The 23,719-nt window shown below is 42.2% G+C and carries 21 protein-coding genes; 3 read left to right on the forward strand and 18 right to left on the reverse strand.

The window, feature by feature from the left end; genetic code table 11:
* Positions 1 to 2: 2 nt before the first annotated feature.
* Together ACWU4D_RS02850 and ACWU4D_RS02855 are read right to left on the reverse strand one after the other, a co-directional pair.
* On the reverse strand, positions 3 to 1,442 hold the full coding sequence (locus tag ACWU4D_RS02850; RefSeq protein ID WP_456049863.1) for a glyceraldehyde-3-phosphate dehydrogenase: 1,440 nt from the start codon (positions 1,440 to 1,442) through the stop codon (positions 3 to 5).
* Between the two features lie 376 nt (positions 1,443 to 1,818).
* A complete protein-coding gene (locus tag ACWU4D_RS02855; RefSeq protein WP_456049864.1) occupies positions 1,819 to 2,406 on the reverse strand; it encodes a histidine phosphatase family protein in 588 nt (195 codons plus the stop codon).
* Positions 2,407 to 3,353: 947 nt separating this feature from the next.
* Between ACWU4D_RS02855 and ACWU4D_RS02860 the strand changes: the two genes are divergently transcribed.
* Together ACWU4D_RS02860 and ACWU4D_RS02865 are read left to right on the forward strand one after the other, a co-directional pair.
* Complete coding sequence (locus ACWU4D_RS02860) at positions 3,354 to 4,895, forward strand: alanine/glycine:cation symporter family protein (RefSeq protein WP_456049978.1); 1,542 nt, start codon at positions 3,354 to 3,356, stop codon at positions 4,893 to 4,895.
* 258 nt (positions 4,896 to 5,153) lie between these two features.
* Complete coding sequence (locus ACWU4D_RS02865) at positions 5,154 to 5,705, forward strand: hypothetical protein (RefSeq protein WP_456049865.1); 552 nt, start codon at positions 5,154 to 5,156, stop codon at positions 5,703 to 5,705.
* A 76-nt stretch (positions 5,706 to 5,781) separates the two neighbouring features.
* Here the strand turns inward: ACWU4D_RS02865 and ACWU4D_RS02870 are convergent, their stop codons facing one another.
* The 9 genes from ACWU4D_RS02870 to ACWU4D_RS02910 all read right to left on the reverse strand — a co-directional run bounded on the left by ACWU4D_RS02870 (position 5,782) and on the right by ACWU4D_RS02910 (position 12,848).
* Positions 5,782 to 6,066: a hypothetical protein gene (locus ACWU4D_RS02870; RefSeq protein ID WP_456049866.1), complete on the reverse strand. Its 285-nt coding sequence runs from the start codon at positions 6,064 to 6,066 to the stop codon at positions 5,782 to 5,784.
* Positions 6,067 to 6,195: 129 nt separating this feature from the next.
* Positions 6,196 to 6,648, reverse strand: coding sequence for a hypothetical protein (locus tag ACWU4D_RS02875; protein ID WP_456049867.1), 453 nt, complete (start codon positions 6,646 to 6,648; stop codon positions 6,196 to 6,198).
* A 193-nt stretch (positions 6,649 to 6,841) separates the two neighbouring features.
* The gene (locus tag ACWU4D_RS02880; RefSeq protein WP_456049868.1) at positions 6,842 to 6,973 is read right to left on the reverse strand and encodes a TIGR02808 family protein; all 132 of its coding nucleotides are present in this window, start codon (positions 6,971 to 6,973) and stop codon (positions 6,842 to 6,844) included.
* Between the two features lie 9 nt (positions 6,974 to 6,982).
* Positions 6,983 to 7,558: a NapC/NirT family cytochrome c gene (locus ACWU4D_RS02885; protein ID WP_456049869.1), complete on the reverse strand. Its 576-nt coding sequence runs from the start codon at positions 7,556 to 7,558 to the stop codon at positions 6,983 to 6,985.
* Positions 7,559 to 7,567: 9 nt separating this feature from the next.
* On the reverse strand, positions 7,568 to 7,978 hold the full coding sequence (locus tag ACWU4D_RS02890; RefSeq protein ID WP_456049979.1) for a nitrate reductase cytochrome c-type subunit: 411 nt from the start codon (positions 7,976 to 7,978) through the stop codon (positions 7,568 to 7,570).
* Between the two features lie 102 nt (positions 7,979 to 8,080).
* Positions 8,081 to 10,570, reverse strand: coding sequence for a periplasmic nitrate reductase subunit alpha (gene napA, locus ACWU4D_RS02895; RefSeq protein ID WP_456049870.1), 2,490 nt, complete (start codon positions 10,568 to 10,570; stop codon positions 8,081 to 8,083).
* Between the two features lie 13 nt (positions 10,571 to 10,583).
* On the reverse strand, positions 10,584 to 10,892 hold the full coding sequence (locus ACWU4D_RS02900; protein ID WP_456049871.1) for a chaperone NapD: 309 nt from the start codon (positions 10,890 to 10,892) through the stop codon (positions 10,584 to 10,586).
* Positions 10,893 to 10,894: 2 nt separating this feature from the next.
* Positions 10,895 to 11,401, reverse strand: a complete 507-nt coding sequence (gene napF, locus ACWU4D_RS02905; protein ID WP_456049872.1) for a ferredoxin-type protein NapF — start codon at positions 11,399 to 11,401, stop codon at positions 10,895 to 10,897.
* Between the two features lie 316 nt (positions 11,402 to 11,717).
* Entirely contained in the window at positions 11,718 to 12,848 is a 1,131-nt protein-coding gene (locus ACWU4D_RS02910; protein WP_456049873.1) for a ribosomal protein uL16 3-hydroxylase, read from the reverse strand.
* A gap of 4 nt (positions 12,849 to 12,852) precedes the next feature.
* Here ACWU4D_RS02910 and ACWU4D_RS02915 point away from each other — a divergent pair, with 4 nt between their 5' ends.
* Positions 12,853 to 13,059, forward strand: coding sequence for a hypothetical protein (locus ACWU4D_RS02915; protein WP_456049874.1), 207 nt, complete (start codon positions 12,853 to 12,855; stop codon positions 13,057 to 13,059).
* Here the strand turns inward: ACWU4D_RS02915 and ACWU4D_RS02920 are convergent.
* From ACWU4D_RS02920 to ACWU4D_RS02950, 7 genes are all read right to left on the reverse strand, one after another.
* A complete protein-coding gene (locus ACWU4D_RS02920; protein WP_456049875.1) occupies positions 13,024 to 14,913 on the reverse strand; it encodes a propionyl-CoA synthetase in 1,890 nt (629 codons plus the stop codon). The two genes, ACWU4D_RS02915 and ACWU4D_RS02920, sit on opposite strands and share 36 nt — an antisense overlap.
* Positions 14,914 to 14,962: 49 nt before the next feature.
* Positions 14,963 to 16,414: a bifunctional 2-methylcitrate dehydratase/aconitate hydratase gene (locus ACWU4D_RS02925; RefSeq protein ID WP_456049876.1), complete on the reverse strand. Its 1,452-nt coding sequence runs from the start codon at positions 16,412 to 16,414 to the stop codon at positions 14,963 to 14,965.
* 41 nt (positions 16,415 to 16,455) lie between these two features.
* Positions 16,456 to 17,583, reverse strand: a complete 1,128-nt coding sequence (gene prpC, locus ACWU4D_RS02930) for a bifunctional 2-methylcitrate synthase/citrate synthase (RefSeq protein ID WP_456049877.1) — start codon at positions 17,581 to 17,583, stop codon at positions 16,456 to 16,458.
* A 138-nt stretch (positions 17,584 to 17,721) separates the two neighbouring features.
* A complete protein-coding gene (gene prpB, locus ACWU4D_RS02935; RefSeq protein WP_456049878.1) occupies positions 17,722 to 18,612 on the reverse strand; it encodes a methylisocitrate lyase in 891 nt (296 codons plus the stop codon).
* A gap of 9 nt (positions 18,613 to 18,621) precedes the next feature.
* Complete coding sequence (locus ACWU4D_RS02940; RefSeq protein WP_456049879.1) at positions 18,622 to 19,332, reverse strand: GntR family transcriptional regulator; 711 nt, start codon at positions 19,330 to 19,332, stop codon at positions 18,622 to 18,624.
* A 326-nt stretch (positions 19,333 to 19,658) separates the two neighbouring features.
* Positions 19,659 to 20,366 carry a DUF2057 family protein gene (locus ACWU4D_RS02945; protein WP_456049880.1) on the reverse strand — a complete coding sequence of 236 codons (708 nt, stop codon included), beginning with the start codon at positions 20,364 to 20,366 and terminating at the stop codon, positions 19,659 to 19,661.
* 99 nt (positions 20,367 to 20,465) lie between these two features.
* The gene (locus tag ACWU4D_RS02950; protein ID WP_456049881.1) at positions 20,466 to 23,573 is read right to left on the reverse strand and encodes a beta-galactosidase; all 3,108 of its coding nucleotides are present in this window, start codon (positions 23,571 to 23,573) and stop codon (positions 20,466 to 20,468) included.
* Between the last annotated feature and the right edge of the window lie 146 nt (positions 23,574 to 23,719).

A 23,719-nucleotide genomic window follows, 5' to 3' on the forward strand; every position in this document is an offset into this window, starting at 1 on the left:
AACTAGTTCACAGGATACGTTTTGTAACGCACGTCCATCATTTGCTCCATACACTGAACTACCTGACAGCTATAGCCAAATTCATTGTCATACCAGATATAGAGAACACATCGATTATCTTGAGCTATCGTTGCAACACCATCGACCACACCGGCATAACGAGACCCCACGAGGTCGCTTGAAACAACCTCAGTTGAATCTGTGTAGTCAATTTGTGCCGATAAAGGCGAATTTAGTGCCATTTCACGAAGGTAAGCATTTAATTCTGCTTTATCGGTGGCCTTTTCAAGATTTAGATTCGCAACTGCCATGGATACATTAGGAGTTGGAACACGGATAGAGTTACCCGTTAACTTACCTTCAAGAACAGGCAATGCTTTTGCTACTGCCGTTGCCGCCCCCGTTGAGGTAAGAACCATATTAAGCGAAGCACTGCGACCACGTCGGTCACCAGAGTGAAAATTATCGATTAGATTTTGATCATTTGTAAATGAGTGAATTGTCTCAATGTGACCCGACGTTACACCGTATTTATCATTAACAACCTTAAGCACCGGTGTAATTGCATTTGTTGTACAACTTGCAGCAGAAATAATCGTATCGTCTGGGTGAATAACACTTTCGTTGACACCAAATACGACATTTTTTATATCGCCTTTTCCTGGTGCCGTTAGCAGCACTTTTTCTGCGCCCTCACAAGCGACATGTTGGCTCAAACCTTCTGTGTCACGCCATACACCCGTATTATCGACGACCAGCGCGTTATTGATACCATATTGAGCATAATTGACGTCTTGCGGCTTATTAGCGTAAATAATCTGAATATAATTACCATTAACAATGATCGCTTTATTTTCTTGGTCAACGATGATGCTGCCATTAAACTGACCGTGAACAGAATCTCGGCGTAACAAACTAGCGCGCTTTTCCAAGTCTCCATCTTTACCACCACGCACCACAATTGCTTTTAGGCGAAGTGGATACCCAGGGCCTGATTTTTCAATAAGTAAACGCGTAAGAAGTCGTCCAATTCGTCCGAAACCATATAAAACGACGTCTTGAGGCTCAACAACCGTTTCACCATTAAGTGCATCACGTAAAACCGATTGTAGAAAATCGGCAATACCCGCTTCGTCCTGGTGGTCTCGCCAATATTGAAGAGCCAGCTGACCGACATCGACTTTGCACGACGAAAGATCGTCCATCTCAGTGAGTGCTTTAACAATTGGAGATGTCTGTTCAAGAGAAAGCGGCGTACCAGTGTAGTGCCGACCAAGACGGTGTGATTTGATGATATCAATGACATAGGCGTTGACCTGCGTCTTACCAAATAAGACAACTTCAACGCCTTTTTGACGATAAAGTTGGCGAATCATTGGGGTAATCGTTTCAGCTATGGTTTGGCTATTTTGCCAATTTAATAGGTGTTTTTCTGAATTCATTGGTATTGGGCCTTTGGATCAGGACGACAACACATGTAGGGTGTGAGTCGAGGTTTTGAGTAAGTGTATCTATGTTATTTTTATGTAATGAGATTGTAAGGGCTAAGGTGTTATTCTGCTAGGAAAAATAAGTTTCATATTAATCAGGCGTAGTGAAATGATTGGTTGTAAATACGCTCGGAAGTAGTTAGACACATAGGTTCCGTAGGTAGATCATCTTGACTGGTACTAATTGAAACGAACTTTAGATAAGGCAAGGTGTAAAGTTCGCAATAAAGTCGATGGCTGAGTTTGGGCATTCAGCCATATTAAAGAGGCCAAGTTTTAGGTGTGATCTATTTTGATATCTTGATGTTAGACATTAAACCAATTTTGCTTAAACGCTAATCTTGTGCTCTTTTCCATTTTCCAACACAACGATTTCATTATTATTTTGGCTTTTTCTGATGCTTTGCTCTGCATCTAGCTTTAGGTATGTTCCGCGAATCATTTTGCCAATGACCTCATGACTCACCACCATCGTAATGGTGTCATCATCATTAACTATTGAATTTAGCCATCTATCGGCTCGTTGAGCGACCATAGAATAACTTTCCCCACCAGAAATCACATAGTTCCACTTATCCTTGCTTCGCCTTTGCCATTCTTCTTGGTATTTCCTTTCAATTTCTTCGGGTGTCATTCCTGTCCACTCTCCAAAAGAACATTCCCTTAATAAAGGGGTTGTTGGGATTTTATCCTGCTCTAATCCCAGTTCATATGAAATAATTTGGGCGGTTTCCATCGCTCTTCCTAACGGACTGGAAACTAGCGTGACTTTAGATCCACCGACAATATGCCTCAGCTTTTTGGCGACAGTTAATGCTTGAGTTTTGCCTAAGTCTGTTAAGTTAGAATTATGCCAACCTTGAAACTTTTTCAACTTGTTCCATTCTGTTTGGCCATGTCTTATTAAGACAATCATAGTCGCTCCATCTGATCATTTGATGGCATCATACTATTCTAGTTGTATTATTTCAGCTACTTTCCTGCCGATGATTAATACGTATAATTTATAAACAAATGATTATCTAACCCTCTCCTACATAAGGGTTTTATTTATTTTTAACCCATAGTAGTTCTTAGGATATTGTTATTTAAGAGTAACACTTGTTCGCTGAAAATTCGTCCGAGAATATTCAACTGCAGTGTTAAGCAAATGTACTTAGAATATAACTATTAAACTCTTCTACATTTATGCGCATCAAGTTGGTGCGATGTTTACCAATTATAGTGCAAGCTTCTTCTACGCATCCCAGTTTAAATATTAGGAACCTCCTTAATTATTGGTAAATCTATCTACTCATGCATTAACTATATATTGTGGCAAATGGAAAAATATGAGCTGTTATTTTTCATTAAATTAGCATTCATTAATAAAAGAATTCCGAGATCATTCGAGATTAGAAATTTTACTTAGCAGTTTTTATTTTCAATATTCACCTACACACTTATTTTAAATTTAATTTCAATAAAATCAAATTGTTAAATATTAACTTACATCAGAAGATTAAAGCCCTTCCGTTTTCTACGCTATATACTTTTTAGTTAATTAATGGGCAATAATCAATAATGAGACATCTACCTTTAATTAGAACTTTACAACTGCGTAACACTAAGGGTAATCTACTTTCACTAGCAAGTTAATTAAGCTGATAAACTTCGATTACACCGTGAAATTCACTTTTATTTCATTCAAGAGTCAGAGATTTACGTTAAAATTGACGATTATTTCAGCGAAATACGTTACTTGCTTAAGTTAACTATTAATATTTACCTTTATTAAAAAAAGAATTAATTAAAACTATCGAGTAATATATTTTATCCACAATGTAACTCGATAACGGAACAGTATATAAGGACATACATATGATGAAACTCCGAAACTTTATGCTTCTCCTTCTCGCATTTTTTAGTACGAATGCGTTGGCAGAAGAAACAGGTGGCTTTAAGCAATTTGTTGAAGGCATTAGTAACTCTGTTGATGGCTTTTTTAACGACTATACAGGTTGGTTTGTAGGCTTAATCTTTAAGAGTGTTCCTGTTGGTGAAGCTAGTTTTCCTCTAATTGTTGGTTGGTTGCTAATCGCAGCTCTTATCTTCACGATTTATTTTGGATTTATTCAATTTAAACGTATTGGACTTGCAATCAATATCATCAAAGGTAAATACACCGATCCTAATTCAAAAGATCATGGTGAAGTATCTCACTTCCAAGCATTAACAACGGCGCTTTCGGGTACTGTTGGTCTTGGTAATATTGCAGGTGTTGGTGCGGCATTGGCCATTGGTGGTCCGGGTGCAACTTTCTGGATGATCATGTGTGGTCTATTGGGAATGGCATCAAAATTCTGTGAGTGTACATTAGGTGTTAAATACAGAACGGTATTACCTTCGGGCGCTATTTCTGGTGGTCCAATGTATTACCTTAGCCAAGGCTTAGCTGAGAAAGGATTAGGTGGCTTAGGTAAAGCTCTGGCGATTGGATTTGCATTAATGTGTATCTTGGGTTCATTGGGCGGCGGTAATATGTTCCAAGCAAACCAAGCTCACGCAATGTTAACGTACGCGTTTGATGTTCCAAGCGAATACGGAATCATTACCGGTATCGTTTTAGCTTCATTGGTATTCTCTGTAATTGTTGGCGGTATGCCTTCAATTGCTTCGGTAACTGAGCGTGTTGTTCCTTGGATGGCCGTTTTATATGTTGGTATGTCACTGATCGTTATTATTTCTAATATTGGTCAAGTGGGTGCAGCATTTAGCGCTATCTTCGAAGGTGCTTTCACGGGTGCAGGTGTTGCTGGTGGTATTATCGGTGCATTGATTCAAGGTTTGAAACGTGCAACCTTCTCTAACGAAGCTGGTGTTGGTTCAGCAGCAATTGCTCACTCTGCAGTTAAAACAAAAGAGCCAATTACTGAAGGTCTAGTATCACTACTTGAACCATTCATTGATACTGTTGTGATTTGTACAATGACAGCTCTAGTTATCACTATCGCTGGTCTAAACGTTGCTCCATTTGATGGTTCAGGTTTAACTGGTGTTACCCTAACTGCAGCATCATTCACTGAAACTGCGGGTATCTTTAAATATCTATTAGCGTTAGCGGTTGTGCTATTTGCATTTTCAACAATGATTTCTTGGTCATACTACGGCTTGAAATCTTGGACTTATCTGTTCGGTGAAGGCAAAACAACTGAATTGGTATTTAAACTGATGTTCTGTTTCTTTGTTGTTGTTGGCGCGACCATTAAATTTGGTGCGGTAATTGACTTCTCTGATGCAGCCATCTTCGCTATGTCTATCTTTAACATCATCGGACTTTACTTCTTGATGCCAGTAGTTAAAAAAGAATTACATTCTTTCATTGCTCGTATCAAATCTGGTGAAATTAAGACTTACGAGAAATAGAGCTAAAATATTTTAGTTAATTAGGCTGCCGAACACTATTTCGGCAGCCTATTTTTTTACACACTTCCTCAAGATAACTCACTTTCAATTAGTTATATCGGTATATTTTAATGACGTAATCATGTGGCCATTAAACGTACTATACTTAATAACACTAGTCTCAAAGAATATTCTAATTGTACGTTTTGCGATTGAACTCTGACCGTCATAATTTTACATGCTCTAATGTAACTAACTCACACAAATAAGGTACATGTGATGAAAACCAATTATCTATCTATTGATTTAAGTCGTCCGCTACTAAAAAACGGTCCAAAGTTTCTTTCTCATGTCATTGTAGTCAACGGCAATGTCGCCTCTTTAAAGCCAACCATTAGCTCTATGCTTTTTTGCATTGTCTATATAGTCGTTGGAGCTTTCTTGATGGGACTTGCTGGATATTTACTCGTTGTTTCAAATAAATATGATCTGGTTATTTTTCTAGGAGGGTTTGGGGTTGCAATTGCGACTTTTGGCATATCGCTTATTCGTCCTTTCTTGCGTTTAGCCCGCTTTGATAAAGAGTTAGGAATCTTCCATAACCGAAGAGATCGTGATGTAAAGCTTGCTAATATCATGTCTTTGCACATTAACAACAAAACAATTGAAGCCAAGCACGCACTTAGTTATCAGTGTTATGAGCTGAACTTACTTACAAAGCATGGGCGCAGAATCAACGTATTGAATCACAACAATGAACAACAATTACTAGACGATGCTCAATTGCTCGCTAACTTTTTAAAAATTGGCGTAAAAGACTACCGTACTTAATCTGGAAAATGGAAAGTTCATTTTACTATTAAAGAACCTTCCCTCTCAAATCACACAATAGGTTGAGTTTCGGACATTATGATTTTAAGGCAACACCTTCAATTTCAATCACTGACTTCGCATCTGCGCGATCAATTATTTTAACCAAAGCTGATTGAATTACCTCATTCTCACGCGCATCGGTTTCACTAGAAAACCGCTGCTCTTGAGCTTCAGAGCCTTCTTCAAGTGTAAATTGCACAAGTACTTCCGTTGCAGTATCTAAATTATCCCCAAAGTAAGAAATAGCAATTTGAGGGTACCCTTTAATGCCTTTTTTCACCTGCTTTGCGATGCGTTTTCTGGCTTTATCCAAGTTCATATTCGTTCCTAAGTTATTCGGCTGATGATTCAGCATAGCCGTATTTTTTTCACTTTTAACACAATTGCTTAGCGCAGTTCGTGATACCACTATCGATTTTGAGCGCCCGGTATTTAATTCAGAACGACGTCAATTCAGATATATAGGTGAGTCGATATAGAATCCGATTACTTTCCATTCGTCACCACGTTTTATCACGGTCACTTTAATCATCGCTTCGCCATTTTCAAATTCTGCTTTCATCACATAACTACCAGTGATTGTCATATTTGAGTCATTAAAATTTATATTAGCTTCGCCAATGCTTGGATTAAAACTACGTAGCGTGCCAAGCTCTCTGAATTTACGGAACAACTTATCGAACTCATCAGATGTCGCTGAATTGATTAACTCTCGATCGGCAAATAGAAACAAGGTTTCTTTATCCAGACTCGACAACACTTCTGGTGTAACGGTATTTACATATTTTTGGCTTTCTTCATCGAGCGCGCTACCTTTATGGACCAACAGGCCAACAGCTACCGTTGCAACAGCCAGCAGTATGGTAAATACGATCCCTGCAATAATAAAAAACTTTTTCATCGGTGATATATCTCTTATGCAACTCGTCAATTTATATCGCATAACATCTCATACTTTTTTTATTAATTAAACTCGTAACGCACGTTTTCGGAGCAATATATTCACCTTTCTCGAAACTAAAAAAGCGACCATTGCTGGTCGCTTTATCGGTAGTATCAAATTTAAGTTCTATACCAGTGAGTTGTCGATTTTATTATTCACTGTCTTTGGTAATTGATAGTAACCAAACGCAGATCATCGCTACAATTAAGAAGCCCGATAAAATGATCACAGGCATAGCGCTGTATCCAAGTAGGTGCCAGACAAATGATTCTAATGCACTCATAGTAAACTCCTATTGCCAACCTTCAATGTCTTTCATATCAGGCAGTTTATGTGCGATACCTTTATGACAGTCAACACAGGTCTTCTCTCCTGATGCCAGCGCAGTCGAATGTTGATACGATGCTGTTTTGCTTTGCTCAGAAAAGTCCATAAAGTCGAATTCATGACAGTTCCGACACTCTAAGGAGTCGTTACCCTTCATCCTCGCCCACTCTCGTTCTGCCAAGTGGGCTCGCCTCGCTTCAAATTTCTCTGTGGTATCAATCGTTCCCATCATATGCGCAACAAGCTCTTTTGACGCCTGAACCTTACGCACGATCTTATCTGACCAATCATGAGGAACATGGCAATTAGAACAAATGGCTCTAACTCCGGAGCGGTTAGAATAGTGAATCGTATCCTGAATTTCTGCAACAATCGGCGCATGACAGCCAGAACAAAACTCTTCTGAGTTAGTCACTTCCATTCCAGTATTAAACGCCCCCCAGAACAGTAAACCGCCCACAAAACCCATTAACAAAACAACACCCACAGCTGCTGCACTTGGTCGGGTTAAGCGTCGCCAAAACGTTTTTATTAGTTTCATTTCAGCCCCTTAACGCAAAGAATCTACGCGTTCAAAAGTATTTTCCACCAATGGTTTGGCTTCTGCTTGTGGTACGTGACACTGAGTACAGAAATAGCGACGTGGAGACACATCCGATAGTACAGCATCTTCGCGATTTACAAAGTGCGTAACACTAATCTTGGTTGCGTTCATTTCATCTGCATTTTTCCAGCTATGACACGCTAAACACTTATTTGCATTTAACGATATTTCATAGTTACGAATCGAGTGCGGTACTAAAGGTGGTTGAAATACAAACTCACTCTCCAGCACTTGTTCTCTAGGGTATTTTTTCATGTCATCTGCTGCTCGAGTAGCTTCGAGTGCAGTATGGCCTCTTAGTGATGAAACAATGTCCGTCCCTGCCGTTTCGCTACTGATGACGAACTCATCATCCATAGTCGTGGTTTCAGCATGACTAACAGTCAGTGATGCGCCCAGTAAACTGACTAGGGCACAACATACGATAAATAGTGGCTTCATAATCGTTCTCCTAGAAAATTAACTGATTTTGGTGATTTTAACGGGACACTTTTTATAATCCGTTTGCTTCGATAGCGGATCTGTCGCGTCTAGAATCAACTTGTTCACCAAAATTCTCGCGTCGAAAAACGGAATAAAAATTAAACCTTTTGGTGGCTTATTACGTCCACGCGTTTCGATTCGAACTCGAATTTCACCACGTTTGTTCTCAATTTTAACTTCATCACCACGGCGTAAACCTTTGGCTTTCGCATCCTCAGGGTGAATAAAACATAACGCATCTGGATACGCTTTATAGAGCTCAGGAACACGGCGAGTCATTGTTCCAGTGTGCCAGTGCTCAAGTACACGGCCGGTACATAGCCACATATCAAACTCTTCATTTGGCACTTCTGGTGGTGCTTCGTACGGTGCAGAAATGATGAACGCTTTCCCATCTGGTTTGCCGTAGAAATCCCAACCGGATCCTGGTTTCGCATAAGGGTCCGAGCCTTCTTTGAATCGACGTAAGGTTTCTTTTCCATTCACAACAGGCCAACGTAACCCGCGCACTTGATGATAGACATCGTATGGCGCTAAATCATGACCGTGTCCACGCCCAAATGTCGCGTACTCTTCAAATAGTCCTTTCTGAACGTAGAAACCAAAGTGACGAGCATCATCATTTAGCTCCTGAACTTCGGATAATGGATATTTGTCTACTTGGCCATTGGCAAACAGGATGTCGTATAGCGACTTACCACGATATTCTGGCATCTTCGCGATAAGCTCTTCTGACCAAACATCTTCAACTGCGAAACGTTTCGAGAATTCAATCACTTGCCAGAAGTCAGATTTAGCCTCGCCTACTGGCTCAACTTGTTGATACCAAGCTTGAGTTCTGCGTTCTGCATTTCCGTATGCGCCCTCTTTTTCTACCCACATAGCCGTTGGTAAAACTAAGTCCGCCGCCATGGTTGTTGCCGTTGGATAAGGGTCAGAAACAACAATAAAGTTTTCTGGGTTACGATAGCCCGGTAAGCGCTCACCGTTAATGTTAGGACCAGCTTGCATATTGTTATTACATTGAACCCAATAACAATTCAACACTCCGTCATTTAACTTACGGTCTTGTAGTACAGCATGAAAGCCAGGTTTTGGTGGAATTGTACCTGCTGGTAGTTTCCACACTTTTTCAGCAAATTCACGGTGCTTAGGATTTGCCACCACCATATCAGCTGGTAAGCGGTGTGAGAATGTCCCAACTTCGCGCGCAGTCCCACATGCTGAAGGCTGCCCAGTCAATGAGAACGGGCTATTTCCTGGTGTTGCAATTTTGCCAGTAAGCAGGTGGATGTTATAAACCAAACTGTTCATCCATACACCACGAGTGTGCTGGTTCATCCCCATGGTCCACAATGACATCACTTTTAGGTTTGGATCTGCGTATTGCTTCGCCAATATTTCAAGCTTTTCGACTGAAACACCAGAAATTTCTGACGCTTTTTCTGCGGTGTAAGGCGCTACTGACGCTTTATATTGTTCAAAGTCTATCGACGTCATTTTACCCGAGTTCGCATTTTCAGCCTGTTGCTGTAATGGATGCTCGTCGCGTAACCCATAACCAATATCGGTTGCTGTTTGCTTAAAATGAGTATGTTTATTAACAAAATCCCAGTTAACCGCATCATTAGTAATAATGTAGTTAGCAATATAGTTAGCGATAGCCAAATCACTTTGAGGATTGAAAATATAACCGTGATCCGCTAATTCAAAACAACGATGCTCATAAGTCGATAGTACGTTCACTTTTACATGAGGATGACTTAAACGACGGTCAGTTAATCGAGTCCAAAGCACTGGGTGCATTTCTGCCATGTTTGATCCCCAAAGAACAAACACATCGGCTGCTTCTAAGTCGTCGTAACAGCCCATAGGCTCATCGATACCGAAGGTACGCATAAATGCACCAACCGCAGATGCCATACAGTGGCGTGCGTTTGGATCGATATTGTTTGAACGAAATCCTGCTTTCATTAACTTAACAGCAGCATATCCTTCCATTACCGTCCATTGGCCCGAACCGAACATTCCCACCGATGTTGGGCCTTTTGCTTTTAAGGAAGCTTTCCATTTTTCGGCCATGACGTCGAATGCCGTATCCCAAGATACTGGTTGAAGTTCGCCATGTTTGTCGAACTTCCCATTGGTCATGCGAAGAAGCGGCTGCTCAATACGGTCTTTTCCATACATTATCTTAGATAAAAAGTACCCTTTGATGCAGTTTAGCCCTTTGTTTACCGGCGCTTCAGGATCTCCTTGAGTGGCAACTATCTTGCCATTTTGTGTCCCAACTAATACCGAACAACCTGTACCGCAAAAACGGCACGCTGCTTTATCCCATTTAATCGCCGTTTCATCACTACTGGCAATTAAATTCGATGCTCCCGCAGGTAACGTGATACCTGCAATAGCGGCAGCTGATGCTACGGCATTCGCCTTAATAAATTCTCGTCTTGTTGTTTTCATCGAACTTCCTCGCTCAATATGGCTTCGCTAGTGCTGCTTTTGGGCTAGCGCTAGGTTGCTCATTATCGGTTTCCCCACGGTCTATCTGGTGATACACCAACGCAACGCTGAGTACATTCTCAACCATACGTAATTGATCCATCGTTTTATGGAGTAACTCTTCGTCTTCCGTTTCTAATAAAATAATTAATTTGCCTACTTCATCGACCGCGACAACGTCGACAATCGAAAATTCTTCTAACGTTTTCGCTACCGCATTTGCCATTCCGGGCGTGGTCAGTAGAACCAAACTCGCAATTTGACACTCTTTGGATTCGCTCATATTTAACTCTGCCCTTTAACATCAGCTGGGATAGAAATGGTGATACTTTGGCCGGGACAAGTCGCGACGCACGCACCACAACCATTACATAATTGAGTCGATATACTTGGTGTAGCAGGACCACCTACAGCATGATGAAAAGAGATTGCCGCCTGTTCGCAACTCTCATTGCAACACCGGCAATCCACTCTGTTTTTTGCCAAACATTTAGCATCGATTATTGCTTTGTCTTGCCACGCTGGATGTTCACGGTTTAAAAATAATGGCTCAGGACAAGCATCTGCACACTGGTAACAAAAGGTACATTCATCTATATTGAACTCGACATGAGGAAACCCACCATCACTAATCACAATGATCTTAGTTTCACACGCCGGAATACATTCACCACATCGAGTACATTGGTCAGTAAAACTCGCTGGATCTTTAAGCCATGGCAATGCACTGGACGATATAGGCGTCACGCGGGCGCGAGGCTGAAACAATCTTCGTTTAGATAAATCGACCATAATCTCGTGACCAAACAGAATATGATGTAAGTCTAGGTAGGGAGTTGCCAGAACACTATACCCACAAAGAGGTAATGGATATGTTCCGTTGATTTCGATCAATTTTAAAAGGTGATTTGTGTCACATTATTTAATAATTAAATTGAGGCAGGTATAAATACTCACAGATATCGCTCATCCATAAGAACGTTACAAGCTAGTGCTGAGGAAATGTAACCGAAAAGAGTAAAGTAAGATGGTTAATGGCAGGCTTGATAAATAACCTACCATGCTAAACTCGTACGTACTATAGAAAGCTAACGTGAGTAAAAAGAAGCTAATGCTCGTACCAATATCCGGAATTAACTAACTTAATAAATAAGTTCATTACGTCATTCGAATGGGTGAGTAAATCAAGCATCTGGTTCGATACTTCATCTTGATCACATAGCGATTGAGCAAATTTAATACATTTTGAAACATCGTATTGTTTTCCATTGATGAATATCAACGAAGAGTCATGTTCAAAATACATCGCACGTAGCCCGCCTAAACGAACAAACTGTGCACCATTATTTACCGCTTCAATCACATCAGTATGTGTGTATGGAATGTCTGGTGGAGCTAGATCTAAATCATGTTTAGCATCACTCAGCATTCTTCCTAGCCAAGGTATTAACTGTTCTGGTTCTGCACAACTTGCGAGCATTACTCGATGTAACTCAGCTAACTCTTGGGATTCTATCTGCCCGGATTTCTCTCTCCGGTGCATCGCAATATCGGTATATCGCTCTGCTTTTGGATTGTTATCGATCAGATAATCGGCAAAACTACTAAACAAGTCATTTTGGTCTGGGGCGCGAAATCCAACACTATAATTTAGCGAAGGCTCGATAGCATAACCCTCATGCGGACACCCGTTTGGGATATATAAAATATCTCCTGGCTCGAGTTCTACATCAATAACCGCTTCGAACGCTTCGCAGTGTTTAAGTGCACCATGCGCTGCGAATTCATCTAGCTTTTCTTGCTTGCCGACACGCCAATGTCGTTTACCTAAACCTTGAATAATAAATACGTCGTAGTTATCGATATGAGGCCCGACTCCCCCTTCAGGAGTTGAATAACTGATCATCAAATCATCAATGCGCCAGTTTGGCAAAAAACGGAAGGGACGGACTAGTTGTTGCGCATCTTCATGCCAATTGTCGACAGCCTGAATCAATAATGTTGCCCCATCAGCGTCAAGTCGTTCAAAGGTTTCAAACGGGCCACACTCAGCTTGCCACTGCTGCTGGGTATCTCGAAAGACAAGGCGACTTTCGATTTCTTCTTCCATTGCAAGACCTGCAATTTCATCAGGAGTAATAGGATCAACAAAGTGTCTAAAGCCTTGCTTAATCACCGTCGGCTTTTTTTGCCAATAGGTTTCTAAAAAATGACTGATATCTAAATTAAGCTGGAACATTATAATGACCTTGGGTGTTGAGGCGTTTGGTATTCAAGCCTCTACCTATGCGATATTGGGCGCACATATTACCAGAGATCGATACAACACGTCGTCATCAAAAATTTTATTAGCGTATGCTCAATACAAAAAGCGACCATTTGTGGTCGCTTTTGCTGTCTCTTCAATTTACACATCAATCGCCCACGGTCTGATGAAGTTGCTGTTCTAGTTCGTTCAAACTACTTGGATCATCAATTGTTGAAGGTACCGTATAACTTTCACCATCGGCAATTTGACGAATGATACGACGGAGAATTTTCCCTGAACGGGTTTTTGGTAAACGTTCAACGACAATAGCGTGTTTAAAACAAGCAATGCCCCCAATATGCTCACGTACCGATTTAACTAACTCTTTCTCTAGAGTTTCATCGTCGATTTTCACACCGTCTTTTAACACAACAAAACCCAAGGGTAATTGGCCCTTCAGCTCATCGTGCACTCCAACAACGGCACATTCAGCGACTGCATTGTGCGCGCCGACGATTTCTTCCATTTCTCCAGTGGAAAGACGATGACCAGCAACGTTAATGACGTCGTCTATTCGCCCCATAATAAACAAATAGCCATCCTCGTCGAAGTAGCCACCATCACCCGACACATAATAACCGGGAAATTGCGTTAAATAGCCTGATTCAAAACGCTCGTGATTGCGCCAAACGGTTGGAAGACAACTCGGTGGTAAAGGACGTTTTAATGCCACAAAGCCTTGCTGATTCGGGCCAACTTTAAGCCCCATTTCATCCAAAATTGATACTTGATAACCAGGAGTTGGCTTGGTTGCCGAGCCTGGTTTAATCTCCATTGCTTCAATACCAATTGGATTCGACGCAATCGCCCAACCAGTTTCCGTTTGCCACCAGTGATCGACAACTGGTTTAGCGGTTTTATCGAGCACCCAATCTAAGGTAGGCGGATCTAACCGCTCACCCGCCATAAAGATGGTTCTCAATGTGGACAAGTCGTATTGATTAACCAATTTTCCTTGAGGATCTTCTTTCTTTATCGCACGAAAGGCGGTTGGCGCGGAGAATAGCACGCTCACTTTATAGTCTTGGCACACTCGCCAAAATGCACCTGGGTCTGGCGTTCGCACTGGCTTACCCTCAAATAAAATCGTAGTGCAGCCATGAATTAGTGGCGCATAAACAATATACGAATGGCCAACCACCCAACCCACATCCGATGCTGCCCAAAAAACTTCACCAGGTTTGACATTATAAATGGCGCTCATTGAATACTTCATGGAGGCCGCATGGCCACCGTTATCACGCACGACGCCTTTCGGTTTTCCTGTCGTTCCTGATGTGTAGAGAATATAGAGGGGGTCTGTCGCATTCACGCTAACGCAATCATGAGGTTGTGCGGTGTTGATTAATGATTGCCAAGATTTATCGCGAACTTCAGTTAACGGTGCCAATAACTCAGGTCGCTGCCAAATCACTACTGCATCGGGTTTACAGCGACTTTCGGTTACCGCTTGGTCGACCAAAGGTTTATAGGCAATCACATTGTTGACTTCAACTCCACAAGACGCGGTTAAGACAACTTTTGGTTCAGCATCTTCAATCCGTACCGCTAACTCATTTGACGCAAACCCACCAAATACGACTGAGTGAATCGCTCCTAGACGAGCAGTGGCTAACATCGCAATCGCGGCCTGCGGAATCATAGGCATGTATATAACGACACGGTCGCCTTTATTGACACCCAATTCAGCCAACATCCCAGCCGTTTTAGCAACTTCATCTCGCAACTGAAAGTAGGTATATTGTCGTTTAGTATTCGTCACTGGAGAGTCATAAATTAGTGCTATTTGCTCTCCCCTGTCGTTTTCACAATGAAAATCCAATGCTAGCCAACAGGTATTGAGTTCACCATCGGTAAACCAACGTTCAATATCATTTTCATCATGGGACAACCCAATACTAGGTTGAGTGAACCAATCCAGTTCTTTGGCCTGTTTTAACCAATAGCCTTCAGGATCAACAACCGATTGGCGATATTCATTCTCGTATTTTGACATAATGATTCCTACTGCGGTGACGAATTACTAATCCGTCACCGATAGTCCGTTAATTGATCGCCAAGCGTTGCATAAATTGGTTCACCGGCATTTGTTCTAATTCGGTTTGATCAAGTGATAGCGCCATAATTGAATCGACCTGAGCAGAAGGGAACCTTGTTGTAAGGTTGCGCTCAAACTTCGCTTCTAAGACAGGGATTCCCTCTTCGCGTCTGCGACGATGCCCAATCGGATACTCAACAGTCACCTTCTCTGTGCTTGAACCATCGGTAAAGAAAACTTGAATAGCATTGGCTATCGAACGCTTGTCAGACTCTAGATATTCTTGAGTGAATCGCGCATCTTCCTGTACCACCATTTTCGAACGTAGTCGGTCGATCATTGGATTTTCGTTGTGGAATGCATCTTCATAGTGTTCAGCGACCAGATCACCAAATATCAACGGCACAGCAACCATATATTGCAAGCAATGATCTCGGTCAGCTGGGTTTGCGAGATCGCCCTCTTTTGAAATGATTCGAATCGCTGACTCATGCGTCGTTAACTCAATACGTTCAATTTGATCGAGACGATCTTTTATTTGTGGATGCAATGTGACCGCACATTCGACCGCAGTTTGAGCATGAAACTCCGCTGGAAATGAAATCTTAAACAGTACATTTTCCATAACATAGCTATCGAACGCTTGGTTAACTTTAAAGGACTCTCCTTTGAAAAGTACGTCGTAATAGCCCCAATTGGGCGCAGTTAACACCGTTGGAATTCCCATTTCGCCTTTCATGGTAATCATTGCGAGACGCACTGCGCGAGAAGTCGCATCACCCGCTGCCCATGACTTACGCGAACCAGCGTTGGGTGAATGGCGATAGGTTCGCAACGAACATCCATCAACCCAAGCTTGTGACACCGCATCGATCACTTGATCTTTGGTTCCACCAAGCATTCGAGTAACAACCGCTGTCGAGGCAACCCTGACTAAAAGCACATGATCTAACCCTACTCGGTTGTAACTATTTTCAATTGCGAGGACGCCCTGAATTTCATGAGCTTTAATCATCGCGGTTAACACATCACGCATGGTTAGTGGTTGCTCACCTTGAGAAACAGCGACCCGACTTAGGTAATCAGCCGTTGCAAGGATGCCTCCCAAGTTATCCGATGGATGACCCCATTCCGCTGCAAGCCAGGTGTCATTAAAGTCGAGCCAACGGATCATACAGCCGATATTGAACGCAGCCGTCACCGGATCTAGCTCGTGAGAAGTACCCGGTACTCGAGCACCATTCAATACCGTTGTACCCGGTACAATCGGCCCTAAATGCTTGGTGCACTCTGGAAATCGTAATGCCAACAAGCCGCAACCTAGTGTGTCAATAAGGCAGTTTCTCGCGGTGTTATATGCTTCATTAGATGTTATGTCGTGATTACAAACATAGTCCGCGATATCAATTAGCAACTGGTCTGGCTGCGGGCGTTGGTTAAATTCTACATTTTGGCTCATATCGATATATTCCTATGGATTCTAATTATTAGTTCAATGTATTAACGCTGCTCTATAGGCAACCAAGCTTGTGGATCTGGCCCCGTATAATCGGCACTTGGGCGAATAATTCGATTGTTCGCTCGCTGTTCAAATACATGAGAAGTCCACCCAGTTAAACGGCTCATCACAAAAATCGGGGTAAATAATTTGGTTGGAATGCCCATAAAGTGATAGGCCGATGCATGGAAGAAGTCGGCGTTGCAAAATAGGTCTTTCTCGCGCTTCATTACCTGCTCAACCCGCTCTGAAACGGCGTATAGCACCGAGTCTCCTTGCTCGTCAGACAACAATTTCGACCAATGTTTGATTAAAGCGTTCCTCGGGTCGGATTCTCGATATATTGCATGACCAAAGCCCATCACTAGCTCTTTGCGTTCTAAGCGAGCAAGTAATTCAGCTTCAGCTTGTTCGGGGGTTTGCCAAGGTTCAATCATGGCCATCGCTGCTTCATTAGCACCGCCATGAAGGGGACCGCGCAATGTGCCGATCGCAGCAGAGACGCACGAGTGGATATCGGATAGTGTGGATGCACACACACGTGCCGCAAAAGTCGAGGCATTGAATTCATGTTCAGCGTACAGAACAAGTGAGCAATGCATGACTTTACGATGCAATTCACTCGGCGTTGCATCGGAGAGTAAACGGAGAAAGTAACCACCCGTAGTCTCTTCAGTTTGATCAAATGTATCGACACGTATACCAAAGTGAGAAAAGCGATACCAATAGCAGATGATTGCAGGGAACAGTGCCAACATCCTTTCACTAGCATGCAGTTGGTGATCAAATGACTCTTCTATTTCGATGTTACCGAGCATAGAACATCCCGTGCGCAATACATCCATTGGATTCGCACTGGCAGGTATTCGCTCGAGTACATCGATGAGTGGTTGAGGTAAGCCTCTTAAGTTTTGAAGGTGTTTACAGTACTCGTCGAGTTCGTGGCTATTCGGTAAATGACCACGAAGGAGCAAATGTGCTACTTCTTCAAATGTTGCATTGTTTGCTAGGTCGGTAATGTCGTAGCCGCGGTATGTAAGTCCAGTTCCAGATTGACCAACTGTACATATTGCGGTTTCACCTGCGCTTTGGCCGCGCAAGCCCGCCCCGCCTATTGCTTTATAAGGCATGGTTATCTCCTTTTGATCGCTGCGCTTAAGTGACTGATTGTCGTCGCCTCTTTGGACGAGCCTCTATGGGCAAAGTCGCGTTGATCGATTCACGTTATTAGATGTATTTGAACTATTTTTGTCAGTTCGTCGAGCTAGTTAAGATTTGTATAACTGATCAAGCTTATCCTCATATTGGTGATAGTTGAGATATTCGTAGAGCTCTGATCGCGTTTGCATTTGGTCAACAACGTCACGTTGATGTCCTTCACTTAGTAATGATTGATAAACCTGTTCAGCCGCTCGATTCATGGCTCGAAACGCACTCAATGGATAAAGCACCATATCAACACCAACTCTGGCTAGTTCCGTTGATGAATACAAAGGTGTTTGTCCAAATTCGGTAATATTGGCAAGAATTGGCACTGGACGACCAATAGCGGAATCAAGTGCTTCCTTGAATTGTTGATATTGCTCGAGTTGATTAATCGCTTCAGGAAAAACCATATCAGCACCTGCCTCGACATAAGCAACTGCTCGCTCTATCGCTTTATCTATGCCTTCAATTGCGAGAGCGTCCGTTCGAGCCATCATAACGAAACTGTCATCGTGTCTTGCATCAACAGCAGCTCTGATGCGATCACACATCTCTTGAGTACTGACTACGGCTTTGTTTGGTCGGTGGCCACATCGTTTTTGAGCAACTTGATCTTCCATATGAACCGCTGCGGCGCCCGCTTTCTCCATCATTCTAATGGTACGAGCAATGTTAAATGCACCACCAAAACCCGTGTCGATATCAACTAGAAGTGGCAACGTCGACGCATTAGTTACTCTATCAACATCGGCTACCACATCATTCAACGTGGTGATTCCTAAATCGGGTAATCCGTATGACGCATTGGCGATACCGCCACCAGAAAGGTATATAGCGTTATGGCCCAGTTGTTCTGCCATCATTGCGCAATAGGGATTAATCGCACCGACAATTTGTAGCGGGTTATTGTCGACAATTGCCTGTCTAAATTTTTGTCCGGGAGTCACTGACATCACCTTCTCCTAATTAGAGGATTCATTGTTTAAATCAAGTTCAATCAATTTTCTGCTTGCCGCGATATGACGACGCATGAGCATTTCAGCTAACTCTTGATCGTGTTGAGAAATGGCATGAAGTATATTTTCATGCTCTCGAAGTGCTTCTTGGGGATCGGTTACCGCTCGTGGAGATTGATAGCGAAACATTCGCAACTGCTGGTAGAGTTCGTCACATAGCAAAGTGATAAGATGTTGGTTGCCGCTTGCTTTTATAACCAAGTAATGGAAGTCGAAATTGCCATCTTGTTGCAAGTAGCGTTTTCCTCCATTTTGATTAAGGTGTTCGCGGTGCGATTGCAGTAGTTGCGTTAACTCCGCTAATTGTTCATCGGAGATGTTCTTTGCAGCTAACCGTGCTGCCATTCCTTCTAATGCTTCACGTACCGAGTAAAGCTCGATTAATTTTTCACTGGTGAGCTCAATAACACGAGCGCCAACATGTGGAATTCTTTCGATTAACCCCAACCCTTCTAGTCTCATTAACGCTTCTCGCAATGGGCCACGACTTACAGCAAGACGCTTTGCTAGCTCCGGTTCAGAGATTTTACTACCAGAAGGAATTTCTCCTTGAACGATGGCATCGACTAAGTATTCGGTAAGATGTTCCGATTTGGTGTTCTCTTTTTCACTTTCCTGGTTTCTTTGTTTTTTTATTGGTTTCAATTCGCCCATCATATTTGGTACCTGTCCTCAATGCGTACAACAAGCATAATCGGTTAGATTGTCGACAATCAATACAATTGTCGACAATCTAGACTAAGGTCTAAAGCAAAACTAGCTGAATTAGTGTAATAAGGGGAAATATCGCACCTAAAGTCTTATAAGTTAAATCTCACGAAGTGACATTGTTGACAATATTAAAGGAAAATTAAAAGAAGGGAGTAAAGCTATTCACCGTTATTGATTGACTAAAACCGACTATTTTTTCGATAGACTGAACACATGTTGGTACATAATTGCCAACATGTGTTTAAAGGAGAGTTGCGTTAACTTTTCGGGATTTATTGATTCACATATTCTCTAAAGCGCGCTTGAGTTTGCGCATCAGCTTTGTGATACCAGAATAGCAACATCTCTTCTGCAGTATTCCCGTTTTCGGGAGTACTACTGCTCTGAGAGGTTGTAGCGTTATCTAACGCAACATTTGTCGTTGTTAATGTTCCTGGGGCTGGAGCAACAACAGTCGAGCTACTACCAAAAGGGGCAATCACTGCAACGCCACGACCTTTCCGATTATAATCTTCTGCTTCACGACTATAGTTTCTTGAGACTTGAACACCACCTTTAATCAACACATCTTCGACAACGGCAATTGGTGCACCACTTTTATCATTCAGAGACCAGTGAAGGTTTTCAATATCGGCTTCGGCTTGATCGACATTTTTATAGCTAGGAAAATCAAACGTTAGCTCGGTATTAGTCGCTTCAAAACGTGCAATAATGGCTTTACTTGATACTGTCACCGTTCGTTCTTGACCATCTACCTCAGCGTCAAAGTAAGGTTCATATTTAAATACAATTTGACTGACACCATCGGGTAAATTAACCGTACGCTCCGATGACAAAAACCCTTTACTGGTTATGTCTGGGGAACTCGCATTCACTGAAAGGATACTGACTGTGTCATCGGTTTTTATTGTCACTTCAGCATTTACGATTGCACTACAACTTGCGATTAGCGCACCAATAATAATTTTCCGTAGTTTCATGAATTTATCCAAACTAGTTTAATAACTCTTAACCTATCCAAGCTCACCATATTATCAGAAAACTGCAAAGCTCCCTGTGTGACTTACATAAATTGAGAGTTATATACTCATATTCAATGTTAATTGATAACGATATTCTTTACTCTTCAAGCGAAACTCTTCGTGAACACTAGGAGTCCATGAATCGTCACCACCAACGCCCATGTGACAGTGATCTAGCCTCACCCAACAAATTCCGTCGTCAATAAGCTCGTTGGTGTGGTTAGCGTGAGTTAGGTTATCGAGACTGTAACGACTCACCTGTAATTGATGTATTCCACTGACCATTAATTTCCCAATAGAACTCCAACGAACATCACAACGCAGACCATTATCCGTAGGGAATATGTAAGGGGTATGCATTTCACTTAATGATACCGTGTAATTTCCGATCTGTGCTGATGCTTTGCGGTCAGGGTAATTTTCATGGGGACCACGACCATACCAATTGACAGACTCAGGTTGGCGGTTCAATCCTAATTCAATCCCTACACGCGGCAGTGAAGGCAGCGATGACGCCGGCAAGACTCGAATATCAAAGCTGACATCACCACTTGCTTCAATCGTCGTTTCCCACTGGGTAACCAGCATAAGTTCAGATTCAAAGTGATAATGATGTTCACTCACTACTTTTACGGCAAAAGGTGTAACGTAATGAGTTAACAGTTTACCTTGATGTTGCCAATCGCCAATACCAGCGTTCGACCAAACGGCGATCCATGAATTAGGATCGAGAAAATTGGCTTCACTGGTGCCGATATCGTTATCGAGAGGTGCTCGATAGAAGTTATCATGAATTGGAGATGCGAGTTGTGGTTCGCCGTTGACTGTCCACTGTTCAATTCGTCCGGTTGAAGTAGAGAATATAACCTTCTGGCGAGCATTTATAACTGTCAGAGAAGTGTTATTTTTTACAACCTCAAACGATTCTGTTGCCAATTTTGGTATTGGTGCTTGAAGCCTTTCAACTTTGCTATATGGAAATTGCTGTTGTGAGATAATATGCCCAGCTTCGCTCCAATTCGTCGCGACACTTTTTATCACACTAACTTCAACAAAATACTCTTTGCCTGCCACATAGGTACAATTAAAATCGGGAACGTTTAAGATGATCGTTTGTTGTGCCGAAAGTTCTAAATCAAGACTAATCGATGATAATTCATGCCCATTCTCAAGTAGACGCCAACGCACTTGTTCATCAATCGAATCAGTAAATAGATATTCGCTGGTAATCGAGACGGTAAAAGGATCCGGCGCCACTAACTCAATTTGATGAAACTGCTGACATTGCTTCGCTTCATATAGTGTTGGATGCGGCGTTCGATCTGGAAAAATCAAACCATTGATACAAAACTGTCGATCGTTGATTTCATCGCCAAAGTCACCCCCATATGCCCAATATTTTTGACCGTTTTCGTCGGTCTTGGTAATTCCTTGGTCAACCCAATCCCAGATAAATCCACCTTGAAGCCGAGGATACTCACGAAACGCTTGCCAATAGTCTTCAAAGCTACCGAGACTATTTCCCATTGCGTGCGCATATTCACACAGAATCAATGGTCGAGTTTCGTCAGGTAGTGATATCCACTTTTTGATCGCGATTTTTGGCACCACATCGGGCGCGTCGGGCAAAAGTTGGTCAGTTTCTACTCGGGCATACATCGGTGCGATGATATCGGTAGCAGCGGTAGCCGAACCTCCCCCTTCATATTGTACAGGTCGAGATGGATCGCGCTGTTTAATCCATTGGTATAAAGCGTGATGATTGCTTCCAATTCCCGATTCGTTCCCCAGTGACCAAATAATAATTGAAGGGTGATTCTTGTCTCTTTCGACCATTCTAGTTACTCGCTCGCTATAAGCATGTAACCAACTGGTGTCATTGGATAGTCGGGACATTGGAAACTGACCATGAGTTTCAATATTGGCTTCATCAACAACATAGAGACCATATTCATCGCACAACTCATACCACAAAGACTGATTTGGATAGTGCGCGGTACGAACGGCATTAAAGTTGAACTGTTTCATCAATTTGATATCAGCAATCATAGAATCTCGATCCACCGCGTGACCAAGCTCAGGATGATGTTCGTGACGATTGACGCCGCGAATCAGTAGCGGCTTACCATTTAAAGTGAGCAAACCACTCGTAATTTCAACGTTGCGAAAACCTATATTGTAAGCTTCACAATCCAGAGTATTTCCTTGACCGTCTTTTAGGGCAATCACGATGCGGTATAAGCTAGGGGACTCCGCACTCCATTTTGAAGGGTTTGCCACGCGAATATCGTGAAAGGCTTTGTCTGCCCAACGCCCTTTTTCATCGACGTAGCGAGTGTTGGGCATTGCTGACACAGGTTCAATGATCGTGTTTCCAGCCCTGTCGTATAAACTGACTTCGACTCTGTGCTTATCACTCACATTGGCAATATGTGTTTCAACCTTTAACTGCGCATCTCGATACAACGCATCTAGGTCTGTTTTAATATCAATATCAAACAAATACGATGGTGCTTTATGCGTTAGGGTAACATCACGAAATATTCCGCTGAGCCACCACATATCTTGATCTTCTAAATATGAACCGTCCGACCAACGCATGACCATCAAGGTGATTTGGTTTTCTCCATCAACAAGAAATGAGTTTAGGTCGAATTCGGTTGGTAAGCGACTGTCTTGACCATACCCTACCCATTCACCATTACACCAGAGATGGAATGCTGAATTCACTCCTTCAAACGTGACAATGTCACTCCCTTGTTGGAACTTATATTTGAATTTATGCCGATAGACCCCTGTTGGGTTCTGAGATGGTACCATTGGTGGCGTATCAGCAAAGGGGTATTTTATATTGGTATAAATCGGATGATCAAAGCCTTGAAGTTGCCAATTGCTTGGTACCGTAATAGATTCCCATCCGCTGTCATCACACTCTCTACTTACCTGTTCAGCTACCACGGATTCTGGCTGATCAAACAACTTAAATTTCCATTCGCCATTTAAACTGATTTGATTACTTGCCGTTTTACTCAAGGTATCATTTTGCAACGCTTCTACTTCATCACAGTAACCATGATAAACAGCGTGCGCGTTAATCGCGTTTCGTTGAGTAACATTCTGATTTTCCCAATCTCTTGCGGCAATGATGGAGCTGAAATCTTTCATCGATGAATGACCTTTTGTGGTGACTTATTAGAATAGATGAATCCGAGTGTAGAACGAAAAGTTAATAGTACGATGCTATCAATGGTAACGTTTACATTAATTCCGATAAATTATCAAAATAGCCAGTTAACAACTGAGAGCAACGT

The sequence above is a fragment of the Vibrio phycocola genome (assembly GCF_053850235.1).